The organism is Bradyrhizobium sp. WSM1417 (assembly GCF_000515415.1).
GTDB lineage: Bacteria > Pseudomonadota > Alphaproteobacteria > Rhizobiales > Xanthobacteraceae > Bradyrhizobium.
In genome coordinates this window covers 2717027-2731417 of the sequence record NZ_KI911783.1, presented here as the reverse complement: position 1 = coordinate 2731417, position 14391 = coordinate 2717027, and the positions used below count along the sequence as shown (strand labels likewise).

General features: G+C 60.0%; 11 protein-coding genes. 7 read left to right on the top strand and 4 right to left on the bottom strand.

Annotated elements, in window-relative coordinates:
* Positions 1 to 80: 80 nt before the first annotated feature.
* Positions 81 to 212 (top strand): hypothetical protein, encoded by a 132-nt coding sequence (locus tag BRA1417_RS46000; protein ID WP_256375666.1) that lies wholly within the window; start codon positions 81 to 83, stop codon positions 210 to 212.
* A gap of 1185 nt (positions 213 to 1397) precedes the next feature.
* Here the strand turns inward: BRA1417_RS46000 and BRA1417_RS43945 are convergent.
* Positions 1398 to 1538: a hypothetical protein gene (locus tag BRA1417_RS43945; RefSeq protein WP_156948713.1), complete on the bottom strand. Its 141-nt coding sequence runs from the start codon at positions 1536 to 1538 to the stop codon at positions 1398 to 1400.
* 983 nt (positions 1539 to 2521) lie between these two features.
* Between BRA1417_RS43945 and galE the strand changes: the two genes are divergently transcribed.
* Entirely contained in the window at positions 2522 to 3517 is a 996-nt protein-coding gene (gene galE, locus BRA1417_RS0113110; protein WP_027516155.1) for a UDP-glucose 4-epimerase GalE, read from the top strand.
* Positions 3518 to 5346: 1829 nt separating this feature from the next.
* The gene (locus tag BRA1417_RS42705) at positions 5347 to 5559 is read left to right on the top strand and encodes a hypothetical protein (protein WP_084462212.1); all 213 of its coding nucleotides are present in this window, start codon (positions 5347 to 5349) and stop codon (positions 5557 to 5559) included.
* Between the two features lie 37 nt (positions 5560 to 5596).
* Here BRA1417_RS42705 and BRA1417_RS0113095 read toward each other — a convergent pair whose 3' ends face one another.
* Together BRA1417_RS0113095 and BRA1417_RS0113075 are read right to left on the bottom strand one after the other, a co-directional pair.
* A complete protein-coding gene (locus BRA1417_RS0113095; protein WP_156526836.1) occupies positions 5597 to 5794 on the bottom strand; it encodes a hypothetical protein in 198 nt (65 codons plus the stop codon).
* 2403 nt (positions 5795 to 8197) lie between these two features.
* On the bottom strand, positions 8198 to 8635 hold the full coding sequence (locus BRA1417_RS0113075; protein WP_027516151.1) for a hypothetical protein: 438 nt from the start codon (positions 8633 to 8635) through the stop codon (positions 8198 to 8200).
* Positions 8636 to 9329: 694 nt separating this feature from the next.
* Here BRA1417_RS0113075 and BRA1417_RS0113065 point away from each other — a divergent pair.
* Positions 9330 to 9521 carry a hypothetical protein gene (locus tag BRA1417_RS0113065; RefSeq protein WP_027516150.1) on the top strand — a complete coding sequence of 64 codons (192 nt, stop codon included), beginning with the start codon at positions 9330 to 9332 and terminating at the stop codon, positions 9519 to 9521.
* 1201 nt (positions 9522 to 10722) lie between these two features.
* Here BRA1417_RS0113065 and BRA1417_RS0113060 read toward each other — a convergent pair.
* Complete coding sequence (locus BRA1417_RS0113060; RefSeq protein WP_063993707.1) at positions 10723 to 10980, bottom strand: PilZ domain-containing protein; 258 nt, start codon at positions 10978 to 10980, stop codon at positions 10723 to 10725.
* 159 nt (positions 10981 to 11139) lie between these two features.
* On the opposite strand from BRA1417_RS0113060, the gene BRA1417_RS0113055 reads away from it, so the two are divergent.
* From BRA1417_RS0113055 to BRA1417_RS0113045, 3 genes are all read left to right on the top strand, one after another.
* Positions 11140 to 11361: a hypothetical protein gene (locus BRA1417_RS0113055; RefSeq protein WP_027516148.1), complete on the top strand. Its 222-nt coding sequence runs from the start codon at positions 11140 to 11142 to the stop codon at positions 11359 to 11361.
* Positions 11362 to 11547: 186 nt separating this feature from the next.
* Complete coding sequence (locus tag BRA1417_RS0113050) at positions 11548 to 12219, top strand: hypothetical protein (protein WP_027516147.1); 672 nt, start codon at positions 11548 to 11550, stop codon at positions 12217 to 12219.
* Positions 12220 to 12236: 17 nt separating this feature from the next.
* Positions 12237 to 14387, top strand: a complete 2151-nt coding sequence (locus BRA1417_RS0113045; RefSeq protein ID WP_027516146.1) for an adenylate/guanylate cyclase domain-containing protein — start codon at positions 12237 to 12239, stop codon at positions 14385 to 14387.
* Positions 14388 to 14391: the final 4 nt, after the last annotated feature.

Genomic DNA, 14391 nt, shown 5'->3' with positions numbered 1-14391 from the left:
CGGCTTTCGTCTTGTGTACGAGAGGATCAACCGAGAAAATGGCACGCAGGCCCTGGTCATTCAAAGAGGATCGCCGGCTCATGGAGCTGGCGAAGTCTTCGATCTCGCTGGAAGATGCAGCAAAACAGCTCGGACGACCACCTGAAGCGATCAAGCGCATGGCGCTGCGGCTCGGCGTTTCGTTCAAGCCAAAGAATGCCAAGAAAGTCTGAGTACTCTGGGTGGACAGCCACCTCCGAACGAGCTCCACTGCACGGCAATCGGAGGCTTCGTTACTTTCAATCGCCGCCTGAATGGCTCGGATCACGCCTGGCGTCTGTCTCGTTGGGCCGCACGTTTCAATAGCTTGGGCCAACGCCCCACCAAAGACTGTTCATGCAGCAAGCGCTCCTGGCCATCTTCGCACTAAATGCATTTGAGCAATCCCACCGACTAACGAAGCGGAGGGCAACGATGCTACGGGGGACACTTCAAACGCTATCGCCTCCGGCGCACGGAAGTTCGGCAACCTGCTCGCCCTCGCAGCGCTCGACTGCAACCCCTACTCCGATTAACGAGACCGCACTGCTGGCCTGGCCGCGCGGGACCCAATCGGGGACAGGTTGCTTTAGAAAAAGCCTTGCACAGTTTCGCCGCGCAGTCCTCAAAGGCTGCACAGCACTGGTAGTTGTACCGCCTTAACGATATTCATGCCTTTCGCAGCGATGCCGCCGACGGATTGGTTATGCTACAACATGCGTCGCAATCATCTCATGACGGCAGCCGGACTCTGCCTTGCGCTCATCACTTACGCTACGCTAGCCCGGCTGTTAGGAAGGCCCGTGATCGTCGGCCATGCCGAGTCCTATCGGTCATTGTCATTGAGCGCTTCAGCGTTTACGGCCTGCTTGGCTTTCTCCTGTCCTTTCTGCTGCCAGGTCGGATTGCTGCTGCCTCGTAATCGCAGTCGCAACTGGACTCGGGCTTGCACAAATGCTGATCCCAGATCACAGCTTCGCAGCCATGGAGGTTCTGCAGGAGGGCGGCCGGCGGCATCGTCGGCGTCCTCTTTGCTCAGACAATCCTTGCTTTTCTGCCCCGCCCGACCACCTAACGCCGGCCTCCGCCACGCGGACCATATCAACCGATGTCAAGAACAAACGTGGACTTGCTTCGCCATCGGTCCGCGCAGCTCGGCGATGGCCGCGCTGTGGATGTTCGCGTCAAACTTGTCGCCCAGAAGATTCGCAGGCTGCATATCGCTGAAGGTCCCCGTGCCCTTGATCGGGCTCGACGCCGACCTGAATGCGAGGGCAGTGCCGGCGTTCTTGTCGACCGCGCCGGGCCCATGAAGATCGGAACACGTGCCCGTGTAGGTTACAACCTTCGTGCCGCTGTCGAACCCGGCTTCCGCCTGCCTAACCGGTACTCGTGTTCATCGGCACGTTGTTGCCATCCTTGAGCTCGGCCTGCAAATTGACCGTTCGCAACCAGCGACTGTCTCGCGACCAGACGGAGCGCAACAACGTCGCACCGGCAAGATGCCAGGGCTCCTTCATGGCATCCTCCGACCGTACCCATTGCCCCCGATGCGCTGTGGAACACTGTCAGTCGCGCAGAATTCCGGTTGAAGGATCATACCGGATCGAAGATGTCAGGAGCGAGCGGCGTGCTAGGCGGCTCCTCGGCCGAGACTCACCTTTCTCGGCCTGAAACCTCCTGACATTTGCTGGTGAGTATCGCGCAATGCAGCGATCGCGTCGTCGAGATCAGGCTCGGCTTCGCGCATTGTCTCGAGGAACCGGGCGATCAAGGGAGCATTCAACTTCACTCGGGTGTTTCCATCACGGCTCCTACGCCGATCCAGCAGCAGGTGCTGAGCCTGCAATCTGGCCTGATCAGCACTAACTCCGCAAAGTGTCCCAAGCTCCTGATAAGTCATCCAGATCTGAGGCATGCCCTGTCCATTTCCTGTTATGGGCCTCAACCTAGGTTGCAGGTTTGAAGGTAATGTTGCGACGGCGCGATCGCGGGACCTTTTCGCGGCAAAATGGTCAATTGAAGTTAAACAAGCGGGGGCGATGAACGCGTGACCCCAATGGAAGAAGTTGAGGGGCCTGCGGGCGAGCGGCCCCGGAATGTCTCGTTCCCGAGAAGGAGCAAAATGGGCATTGTACGCTCCATACAGCCGAACAAACCCTGACGTCTTGGATCCTCGAGGCGTTTCTGAACCGACCTGCTTGCAGGCGGACGCGATAATTCTATGCTCCGGATGTTTGCTGCCAGGCGGTCCAATCCCATATGTGAATCGAGAGGCATTTGCTTGAGTTCGCTCGAATTTCCGTCGCTTGCTATGCCGCCGAAAGCTACCTCTTGTGCCGAGAGCCTTTCGAGCGACATATCGTGCTTGAGGCACCACTTCGCCCGCTTGCGCCGCAAAGGACCTCGGTGGCTCTCCCTTGCGCTGCTTGTGCTTTGCGTGAATCTACTGCTAGCAACGGCGGCTTGGATGATCGTTGCGCTCGTTTTGGGGTAAGCATACATGACCGACCGACCGACTGTTCTCGTCACAGGAGGCGCGGGCTATATTGGCTCGCATGCCTGCCGTGCCCTCTTCGCTGCTGGCTATCGGCCCGTTGTTTATGACAATCTCACAACGGGTCATCGCGGCTTCGTTACAGGGGAGCTGGTGACGGGCGATCTGCTCGATGGCGCGACACTGGCTCGCGCCTTTGCCGATCACAAAATCGAGGCGGTGATGCATTTCGCGGCGGCGAGCCTTGTCGGCGAGTCCATGAGCGACCCGCAGAAATACTATATCAACAACGTTCAGGGCACGCTGTCACTGCTCCAGGCGATGCGCAACGCCGGCTGCCGCCGCGTCGTATTCTCCTCGACCGGCGCAGTCTACGGTAGTGCCGATTCCAAGGCGCTACGGGAGGACTTTCCCTGTTCGCCGATCAACCCATACGGTGCTTCGAAGTGGATGATCGAGCGCATGCTCGCCGACTACCGTGCAGCTTACGGCTTCGGCGCATTCTGCTTGCGCTATTTCAATGCCAGCGGCGCCGATCCGGCAGGCGGCATCGGCGAATTGCGTGAAAACGAGACGCATCTTATTCCCCGCGCGATGATGGCGCTGCAGGGGCATGTCGACTTCGCCGTGTTCGGCGACGACTACGACACGCCCGACGGAACCGCGATCCGCGACTACATCCACGTTGCCGATCTCGCTGCTGCCCATGTCGCGGCTTTGAAGCTGCTGGAATTGGGGCATGCTGGCGGCAGCTTCAATCTCGGCACCGGCTCAGGCTTCTCGGTGCGCGAGATCCTCACTGCCATCAGGCAGGAGACCGGGCGCGAGGTGCCGCATGTCGTCAAGCCGCGCCGCGCCGGTGATCCCACCTATCTCGTCGCAGACCCCTCGGCCGCCCGAAAGGTGCTGGACTTCGTGCCGCGACATTCCGATCTGTCGACCGTGATCCGCACCGCCTGGGCCTGGCACCAGAAGGCGCATCCGCTTAAATCAACCGGATAACCTGGCTCAGGTGCAGGCTTAAAGCTCGCACCTGGAAGCACTTATACAATAAACCGAGAGCTACCGGCGAATTCAACCGCAAGCGATAGCACGGGCGGCATGTCTACAAGGCCGTCGATTCATTTCATCGCATCTCGTGCTGCTATTTCTTCCATACGACCGAGCTCTTCAATGTCGCCACCTTCCCGTCTTCGAAGGTCGCATATCGAAGCGTCGCCTCGACGGTCCGCGCCTCGTTGAATGCAGCATTCCATTCACGCATTTCAGTCGCAGCGCAAGCACCAGTACGTCGGCTGGCATACATCGGACATTCCAAGGGTGGCCCCTTTCTGGAGGATTCGACTCATGAGATCAACACGCCCACGTAGCTGCGAGATCAGCGCGCTCAGCCATAGCTTTCCCTGTGATGCCTGATCAGGACATTTCTTGGATGTCTGCCTCGACCTGAAACAGCGCCTCGCCCTGGGCAGGCCCTTCCGCGTTAGCGGAGGAAACCACTTGCCCAAGCACGCGCCTGCCCGGCCCGGATCTAACTCGGGAGCCAGAAAGCTTATCTGCGATCTCGATTTTGGGCCCCCAACGTCAGGTCAGCAGCCAAACGGCAGCGGCCTTAACTACAGGCCCAGAACCGCAACAACCGACACGTGAGGCGTCGGGTTATTAAAAGTAACGGGGCCTGCAGGAGCAAGCGCAATGCACACGACTACCGCAGTATTCTTCGTCCTTGCTACGGCGTTTTTGTTTAGGTTCCTAGTTGTTAAGCCTCGCATCGATGCTTGGCTCGACGGGTAGAACAACATCTTGATGCTGCTTGCGACCTCGTGGTCTAGCCGGGCCGAGTTTTCGCGGGCCGGCTTTCCAGAATCAACCTGCCCGCGCGATATCAAGCTTGATCCGAGAGTCCGGTTGTCGACGCTCACAAACTAGCGTGCTCAAACCGTGCTTTGCCCCGATGGGGCCCTCATGGCGGAGCCGGCGCGCCAACATATTCGGCCGCGTCGGTCCGTTCATCGGCGAGAGCAGCAAGATGCGCAAACTACTTTTGATCGCGTTCGACGTGTGCTTCTGGACCGCACTGATTGTCGCCATCGTCACGACGGTCGCGCCCCTCGGCGCGCACGCGAAAGGGCTCCGTGAGCAACCAACGGCTCCTACCCCCGCAAAGTCAGCATGAGCTTGCTCGCGGCGTTCACGTGGGCGCTCCTTGAGCTTGGCCGTCAATCACCACTTCTGACGATGCGGTGCAATATTCGCTGTCATGACACAAGTTGATCGCGAGCCTGGACGGCCTGGGCCCGGATGCCGAGGCGGATGAGAGCTTTGCCGATCCTCAACTTGCAGCGTAGAGTTTCGCGACCGCTCGGAGAGCCGGCTGGACAGCGGCCTCAAAGCTCTCGGATGCGCCCAAAATACATTCTCTCGTTTGCTCAACGGATGGATCGGCAGCGCGACTCTGGTACCGGGACAAAATACCGTATTACGCAGCGGCCTCGCCCAGCTCTGCATGCCGAGAGGACGCGTCACAGCGCGATCGCCTTTCAAGGCCGTCAAGCTGCCGAGGAGCTTGATACACCCGCACTTCGACGCATGTTGAGCACGCTGCCGTTTGTGAACTGGATCATATCAGAGCCCGGAAATCTCCGGTACGAGGTTCACCGGGGGCTTCGAGCTTTCCACCCGGATTTTGACGCGCCGGCCGCAGCAGTCACCTGCTGCAGCGTTCGTGTTCACAGTGCTTTGCGCCAGAGTCAAGATGGCCGCCACCGCAATTTATTTATCCAATTTGCCTGGATTTATCGCGACTTTCTGATCGCCATGGGAGGATAGTAGTGCCCAAAGAAAATTGCCTTGTCGTTCATGCTGCCGGAAGACAACTGGACCTCCTGCGCGGCGAAGCTTCCCGCATCGCCAAAGGCAAGAATCTTGATTGGTGGATCGATCGCGCGGAGGTCGGAACCCGTTTTTGCTTCGAGGATGCGAAGGCAAAGGAGTCGTTCGCTCTCGTTTGTGACAATTTCGGTATTGCTTGCCGAGACGTGTAGCCACGGTCGCCACTACAAGCGGGCGCCATTGCGCCAATTACGATGGCAATTCAGCGCCAATCCGGCCCCCGTGCCTGGAGGTCCGCACCTGGTCCGGAGCACGGGAGCCGAGCGCTTCGGCGCCGCCGCCGATAGCGGAGCCTTGTAGCACGCCCTTATGCGAGACGAAATAGAAGTCGGCGAGTGTGTCAGCTGCCGAGCAGCCATCGTCCCGCGGTGGTTTGAGGTAAGTCATGTGCTCCTCCGCCAGCCGCAGGCGGCAAACCATCATGAAGTCTCTTTTGAGATTGATGATTGAATGTGCGAATTACGTGTGTCGATCGCAGGCACGATCGCGAAGAGGCGTCCCGCCGGTGAGGTGCGGCGTATGCAAAGCCGGTGACAAAGGAAGTCGCGTCCACTAGCGAGAAGCGCGGACCTGTTCTCCAGTTTTGCACGAAGCATTTCGTAACCTCGGCGAAATCCCTGGAAACACAGGAGCAACGCGTTGCGCCGAGGTGCCCTACAGGCAGGCAGCGGCGTCCCGCAGCCGCTTATAACTGCTGCGTTGCCCGCATCTGCCGCTTCTAATTGGCCTTCTCAGTACCACTTCGACAACGTCGCGGTCACTACCATAGCGCGATCCCCGCACCTGCCAATTGAGCATGATGATGCTGGCTTTCTGCGGAGTTGGTTCAACGGCTGCTTGTCGCCGACATAGCTGAGCATCAGCTGTCGGCGCCGCCTGATGTCAGCCCAGTCAGCAGCAGAGAGGCCTTTGAGCGGTCTTTTTGTTTATCGGAGCGTCAACTCGGCCTTGAAATGACCGGCTCCGACCCATGCGAAATGTGCCTGTAGGTCGTGATCGAAGCCAGGATCAAAACGAAGCAAAAAACGCCAACAAATGCAGAAACCAAAATACGGCTGTCCATAATCGACTCCGAATACCTGATTACGGGGCGCCAGCCTCGGGAAGTCAAGCTCTGCGGCCAAATGCATGCGCGCCAGCTACAGTGAGGCCGGCGCCGTCCGCGCACTTTTGGGGCGGCCAATACGCGCCCGGGCGCAGGGCCCAAGAGGATACTGGGGAGCATGGAGGAACGCTTCCAGCCAGCAGGACGTTAGGGAAAACTTGGCATAGGACGGATTGTGGTCGATCTGAATTTGGTAGTCGCGATCGCGCTCGGCGCATTTCTTGCCGGTGGCCTGTGCGGCTACGGCGTGCGCGCTGCCGTGTCGGCACGCCGGCGCGCAAAATTCATGCGAAGGCGATTGTAACGCGAAAGCTTTCTGAGCAGCCGGGCCGCCCATCAAGGCTTACAGCTGGAGGGCTGATCGAAAGATGCAATGTCCGACAAAGCGCGCCAGATCACGTACATCGCAGCCATAACGCTCAGCACCTTGGGTTGGCTGATCTTTCTCTATGAGCTCGCCGACTATCTGCTCGAAGGATAATCATGGACGCTCGCACCCACCCTGCAGCTCGCAGACAGGCTCATCCTTTTGCCAGCGGTTGGCCGCCTATTGGTTGGGGGGTCTCGGCGGCGCCGCCGCGAGCATGAAATTTGGTCGCCAGCGTACGGCCTGCCGATCTTTTGTCGGAGCGGGCTGACGCAGTTTCCGCCATCTACCGGGGAGTCGTTGCCCAGTCGCCTCGTCACCGGATGCGCCACCCGCTCAACGGCTTCGCAGGAGAGCGAGCGCGATTCTGGTGTGGCGGGCATCTTCCGGTGGAAACCCAATGGAGATCGCGCGGGAGTCTGGAATTTGGCGGTGATGCTGATTGAAAACCCGGGGTGAGCTTTGCCGGTGTGCAATGTCCTGCAGTATCGTCTTACGGTCCAGTTTCGATCATCGGGAGGCTTCGTGCCATTGATGATCAGCCATGAATGTTTTTTAAAGGGATTCAAGGCATTCTTGGACGGCATGGACCGCGATGATGTATCGACCTGGTTGGTGCCTGCTCTCAGGCGAAGTTACGCGCGTCTAGCAGCATGGATGACGCGCGGAAACCGCGCGCCTGAGCCAGGCCGCTTGCCAGCGCCGCCACGCACGGAGCGGCCCTCCCGATCTCCGGACCCGTCGCGCCGACCGGCGCCGCCGCGCATTTAGAACGTTGCAGGGCTTTGCGGATGACCAATAATCGCTCCTTAACGCGTCCGTGGTTGCCGAACGAAGAGGGGAGACTGCTCGCGCTGTTCGGCGAGGGCGCCACAGCTGACGAGATCGGAGAAGAGCTGGGCCGCACGCGTCAGGCGGTCTACGCTCGCTTGCAGCGCTTTCGAAAGCAGCGGGGGCGAGCGAGCAGGACGAGCGGGGAGTTCTTTGCTCAGCTGCCGGAGTAATCGCGTGCGGCTGTCGATTTCTGGAAACATCATCAGAACGGAGGCAGGCCAGCTTGTCGAGCGGTCGGTTCTCCGGCAGAGCAGAACGTCCAGGGATGCCGTCTTTGGCTGCCATTCTAACCTAGCGAGCCTGAAGCCAGGCCAGATTAAAGGTCGCAGCTTTGTCGGTTGCGTTGCCGTGTCGCAACCTGATCCTGCCGGAGGACTGCCTGTGACCACTGCAAAGCCGCCGGCCCGCTACGGCGCTACTCGAGGGCGCCCGTCCGAGCGGCTTTGCTTTACCTACCGACTCGCACCCGGGAGACGCCCCCCAATCACCCGGGCGCGAACGGCGCCCGCGCCCGCGACCGCGACCGGCTGTCGAGCCCCTTGGGCAATTTATCGGGATTGAGCTTGACGACCGCGCTCTTGGCATCGGCTGGCAGTGCTCCTTCCTGACTATAGATCAGCGTGCACTCGAACCGAACGTCTGGCACCTCTCGCGCTGTGCCCGAGCAAGTAGCCATCGCGCCGCTGCATTTGCCCGTCAGGTTGACCTCGACCTCATCGGGACCAAATACGCTCGGGTTGCCCTCGGTATGACGTTTAACGGTCAGGACGGCCGTGAAACTCTGCTCATGGACCTGATAGGAGCCGCCATAGGTGAAGAAGCTGTCACGGCCGGAGATCCGCCCGTCGACAAGGTCCACAAGGCCCGTGCCCTGGCCACGCGGAGTCCTGAACCAGGCCGCATATTTGCCGTCGCTCAGCATGAAAAACATCCGTCATAGTATTCAGACGTATTTGCAATCAACTCCAGGGCGTGACAATGACCCATACGCCGCGTATTGCGGCACGGTTAACGGACTGCAAAGCTGATTGCTCAATTGCCGGTGCCGCATGCGCAACGCAGGCGACAAACTCAGAACAATTCTATGCCGTCGTCGGCGGTCTCGACCCGGCGCACAGCGGCAATCGACATCAGCCCCGGCGCTTGAAGGAATTCCGGAAAACCGCAGCGCGCGCTCCGCTGCATTATTTGAACCACCCGGACCTGGGTACTGCAAGGTACGGCATCCCCGAACCTTCCACCGCCGTGTGGGCGCGTGCCCTTCAGCGGGGTTGATTAACGACGAACGTAGGTCACGAGCGCCCTATAGTCTGCAATTGATCATCGAGGGCGGACAGGGCCACAAGCGGAAGTTGGGGCGACGCGTCGTGCCTGTTGCCGGTGTACGACGGCTCGCCAACTTTCGGCTGTGTGGACGACCAGAAGTCGGCATGAAAACGAACTTCGCCGAAATCAGAAGACGGGAGGTAGCGCGCGCTTGCATGGTTCTTCGCCAGGCTGCCTCTTCATTATTCAAAGCGCGAGCGAGTTTGATGCTATTTTGAGCGCCCTCTACATTGCCTTCGTGATCAGGGAACCTAACATGGTCCTCGGTGCATCACACTTCTGGAGATTTTATGAAATACATTGCCGTTATCACAGCCGCTGCGCTGGCAGCTGCAATCGCCACGCCTGCGCTTGCAGGGAGTGCGACGCAGAGCCCCGAGTGGCTCACGAGGCAGAAGGTATGCAAGAAGGAGGCTTCTGCGCAGGGGCTCCATCTGTCGAAGAAGCGGGCGTATGTCAAAGAATGCATGGCTAAAGGTTAGCATTGACCAGCATCGCATCAACAACCCCGCTTCGGCGGGGTACTTTTTGTTCGCTTTTGCTGCCACTATTCTCGCCCGCCTTCATGACCTTCTTTCGCGAATCGCCAAGCTTTGTGCAAATGGCAACCTATTGCGCCGGTGGCACAGCGGGCACCGCGCTCTCCCCTTGTTGATAGTCAGAAAGCAAACTGGAATCGTCCAAAATTGATCAGCAAGCAGGCCAGTTTTGGCCGGTGACAGAAGGGCTTCAAGTCCGCTAAGCGGCAGCTTCGATCTCGAGAGTGGCGCAACGTGAGCGGCGGCAAGGCTGATCAGGCGCACTCGCCGGGTCGACTGCAGAGATCTGCAGTCCCGCCGGCGCTTGCCTCTTTAGTTCTGATTTTACGGAACCTTAATAGGTCATTGCCAATGTCGAGAGCCAGCAACTCGTCGCGGCAGCGACTTCGGTTCCGCTAGTTATCGTCTAAACCTGCTCGGTTGGCAGTCTCTTCGTGGGAGAGACCGTTATGCTCAAAGCGTGCATGATTGCTACTTTCGCGCTGCTTTTTTTGGCGTTGTGCGATCATCAAGTATCAAACGGGAAGTATACTGATGCGGTTCTCGTCATGGCAAAGCAGATAACGCGTTCGTTCGGCGTCTGACCCAGCGAGACAGGCTGCGCGCGTTAACGGCTTCCTCGTGCCGACGCCTCCAGCCGGGCACGGGGACCTTGGGGAGCCCCGACCAGTCGTCCCTCCCATGCCGAAAGCCGTTCTCGGAGGAAGAGCTGGCCCGCGTCCTGCAACAAACGGCTGAGCTTTGCTAGCGCAACAGAGACGCTCAACCGCGTTCAAGCTCCTCGAGAGGGAATGGTTTTTCAAAGACGGGTTCTTAAACCCCTTCACCCGTCGGCACCGTATCCGCCAGCAAACGCAAACGGAATGCGCCTGCCTTTCAGCAATTCTGGGATCGGTTCAGAACTATCTGTTTCCAGCAGTATATCGAGGATGGCTGCATCGATGCCCGATGCAGATGTAAACAAGAGCCCGCTTTGCAATCTTTAGCTTCACCAGCGACGCTATGACCGAGTTCCGCCAGCATGTCCGCAATCATCATGCGGATAAGCGATTAATCCTCAACCAGAAGCACAGATGCCACAACCGACCCCTAATGAGCATTGTACCTGAAATACTTCAGCCGTGGGAGAAAGTCAGATTTGCGTCTACGACAAAACTGTCTCCTCGGACACAAAAGCGATCCCGATGCCCTTGGCCGAACGCCACACGGCTCGACACGGCCGCTGCAATTCCGCCGTCGGAATGCTTAAACTGAACTCGTGCGGAATGCCAATTTGACCTGGTACCTCCAAGAGGGCTCCGACGTCCGAGAGGTCACGCACCACGCAACTGAAGGCGCCTCCGGGAAATTGGATCATTGCGGCTTTGAAGACGCGCCGTCGGCGTACTTTGCGCTTTTCCATGACCGCGAGATTACGACGCATAAATGAGAAATTGTTGAAACTTATTGCGGAAAGTCCTGCTCCAATTCTGGCCGTCACTCAAGGGGGCGGTAACCACGAGCGGCATCGGTCGTCGCCGTCTTCGACGCCTTGACGACGCGACGGCCGTATAAACAGCCGATGCCGCTGAACGTGGCGCGAGACTATCTGGAAGAAAACCAGGGCCGGCAGTTCGACCCGGCCTGTGTCGAGGCCTTCCTGTCGCGCTGGGAGGAAGTGGTCGAGATCGCCGCCGGTCAGCAGGCGACGCCGTATCAGAAGACCGAGGCCACGCTCGCGCCCATTATAGATATAGAGAGTGCAGCGGAGGGCTACCCGGTCCAGGCCGTCCCAGCCGAATGACATGATCCATCCGGCCAACAGCTTGCCGGCGCACTTCTTCTCCGGTCGCCGGTTTGAACCTCTTCCTGATAGAGTGCACTGATATCTGAGAGTGATTCCGGTCACACTTGCCTGGGCGTTTCGCTGCTAAGCATCGGGCCTGGGCGGGGACCGGACAAATATCGGTCGAATTGGATGAGAATTGCCATGAAAAGCCTGATCGGCGCTGTTGTCGGCGCATGCTGTCTTGCTGCCCCCGCTTTGGCGGAGACCCCGGCCGCTATCGTCGAGGATGTGCAAGGCAAGGTCGACGGCGTCGCGTTCATGGATTATGTGGCGCCGGGCAAGATCATCAAGCTGGGGCCCAAGGCAACCATTACGCTCAGCTATCTCAAATCGTGCCAGCGCGAGACTATCAGCGAAGGTGTCGTCATGGTCGGCACCGAGCAGAGCACCGTGCAACTCGGCGAGGTCAAGCGGGAAAAGGTGCCCTGCGATACCAACGCGGCAAAACTGTCGGAGCGCGAGGCGAACCAGAGTGCCGCGACCACCTTCCGCACCATGCGGTCGGACGCCAAGGGCAACGCTCCGGCCAAGCTGCCGACGCTCTACGGCGTCGCGCCGTTGGTGCAGGCCAAGAGCGGCAGCACCCTGGTGATCGAGCGCACCGATGGCAAGGAGCCCACGATCAGCGTGCCGCTCAAGAGCGAGACGATGGTCGGAGGCAAGTTCTATGACTTCGCCAAGGCCGGGAAGTCGCTGACGCCGGGCGGCAGCTATCTCGCCATCCTCGGCACCAAGCGTTACGCCTTCCAGGTCGATCCCAGCGCCACGTCGTCGCCGACGCCGATCGTCGGGCGCCTGCTGCGGCTCGAATAGGCAGCTAGCGACGGGCGATGCGGCGGATCGGCAGACGGGACATTGTTGCAGCGATCCTGATTGCGCTTCTTGCAGGCGCCGTCGTGGCGTCTCCGCCGTTGCAGACGCTGCAGGGCCTGTCGCTCGACATCCTCACAGCACTGCGCGGCAAGCTTGTCGGCGACCACCGCGATCCCGCGGCATCACCGGTCGTCGTCGTGGCTATCGACGGCGAGACCTACGACACTCCGCCGTTCAAGGGATCGCCAACGCAGACCTGGACCCGCGAGATCGGCCGGGTTCTCGGCAGCATCGACGACGGCGGCGCCAAGGTGATCGGCTTCGACGTCATCTTCCCGAGCTCGATCGAGCAGTCGGAGATTCCCTTTGGCGATGCGCCGCTTGGCGCGCGACTAAAGGGATTCGACCGAGACTATCTCATCGCCCTGCGGAAGCTGTCCGACAGCGGCAAGCTGGTGCTCGGCGAGATCTTGAGCAACGACCATCAGGAAAGGCCCGACCGCGCGCAGCAATTGGTGGTGAGAAACAATATCCGCGCCCTCAACGTCCATACTGACACTGACGACGTAATCCGGCGAATGCCGCTGAGCTTCTCGATCGACGGCAAGCCGGTCCCCGCGATGGCGGTCGAGCTCGCCGCGCGCGCGCTCGATGGAAAGCCCGAGATTGCACCGTCCGGCGCGACCGAATTGTCCGGTTATGCAATTCCGAGCGCGGTGCCGAATACACTGGCCCTCAATTTTCGAGGACTGGGCCACGATATCCCGACTTTCTCCTTCGCCGATCTGCGAGCCTGCGTCGAAACAGGCGACCGCGATTTCTTTCGCCGCGCCTTCGGCGGCAAGGTCGTGCTGCTCGGCACCGCCCTGAATTTCGATGATCGCAAGCTCACCTCGATGCGACTGTCCGGCGGGTATGACGGAACACCGGGGCCACGATGCGCCCAGCCCGCCGCGGCAAGCACCGTACAAAAGGCGCGCAGCGACGTCGCCGGTGTCTTCGTGCACGCCAACGCAGTGCGAAATCTGATCGAACGCGATGCGGTGACCGAGCTCGGCTTTCCACTGCGGAGCATTCTCACCATCGTGTTCGCGGCGATCGTGGCCTGCGCGGCGTGCGTGCTCGCACCGGGTGGCGCACTGATCGCATGGTTCGGCCTCACCGTGGTATACGCCGCTGTGGCCGTCGGTGCATTCGTCCACGCCTTGGCGCTGCCGCTGACCGAGCCGGCACTCGCAAGCCTTGCCGCGCTCGCGATGATCATCGGCTACCGTTTCGTGCTGTCCGATCGTGACGAGCGTTTCCTGCGCAGGAGCTTTGCCTTCTATCTCGCGCCCGAAGTGATCGAGACGATGGTGGCCTCCGGCAAGATGCCGGTGCTCGGCGGCGAAATGCGCAACGTCACCATGTTCTTCTCCGACCTGAGCGGCTTCTCCTCCATCGCCGAGTCAATGACGCCGGGCGAGCTGGTGACGCTGATGAACGAATATCTGTCGGCCATGACTGACATCATCGAGAGCCATGGCGGCTACGTGGACAAATATATCGGCGATTCCATTGTCGCCATGTTCGGTGCGCCCGCCGACGATCCCGCGCATGCGCGCCACGCCGTCCATGCCGCGCTGAAATGTCACGAAAAGTTGGCGGAGCTCAACGCCGGCAGCGCCGCCTTCGCCGGCCACGGCCTGTCGCACCGCATCGGGCTCAACAGCGGCGAGGCCGTGGTCGGCAATATCGGCTCCCGCCGCCGCTTCAACTACACCGTGATGAGCGACACCGTGAACGTCGCCTCGCGGCTCGAAGGCGCCAACAAATATTATGGCACCTCCATCATGGCGTCAGAAACGACTGTCGCACAGACAGGGGATACTTTCATCTGGCGCGAGCTCGACGCCATCAAAGTGATAGGACGCGGCGAGGCGATCAAGGTGTTCGAGCCCCTCGCGGAGAAGGGCACGGAGAGTGCCGGGCAGACGAAAATTGCCGCCGCGTATGCGGAAGGGCTGGCGTGCTGGCGGGCAAGGGATTTTGCGAAGGCGGCTGATGCGTTCGGGCGAACGGCGGAAATGGATCCGGCGTCAGCGCTTTTTGGCAAGCGCGCGACTGCGCTCGCTACAAATCCACCGGGGTCGGATTGGACCCCGGTGAACATTCTAGAAGGAAAGTAGCGCA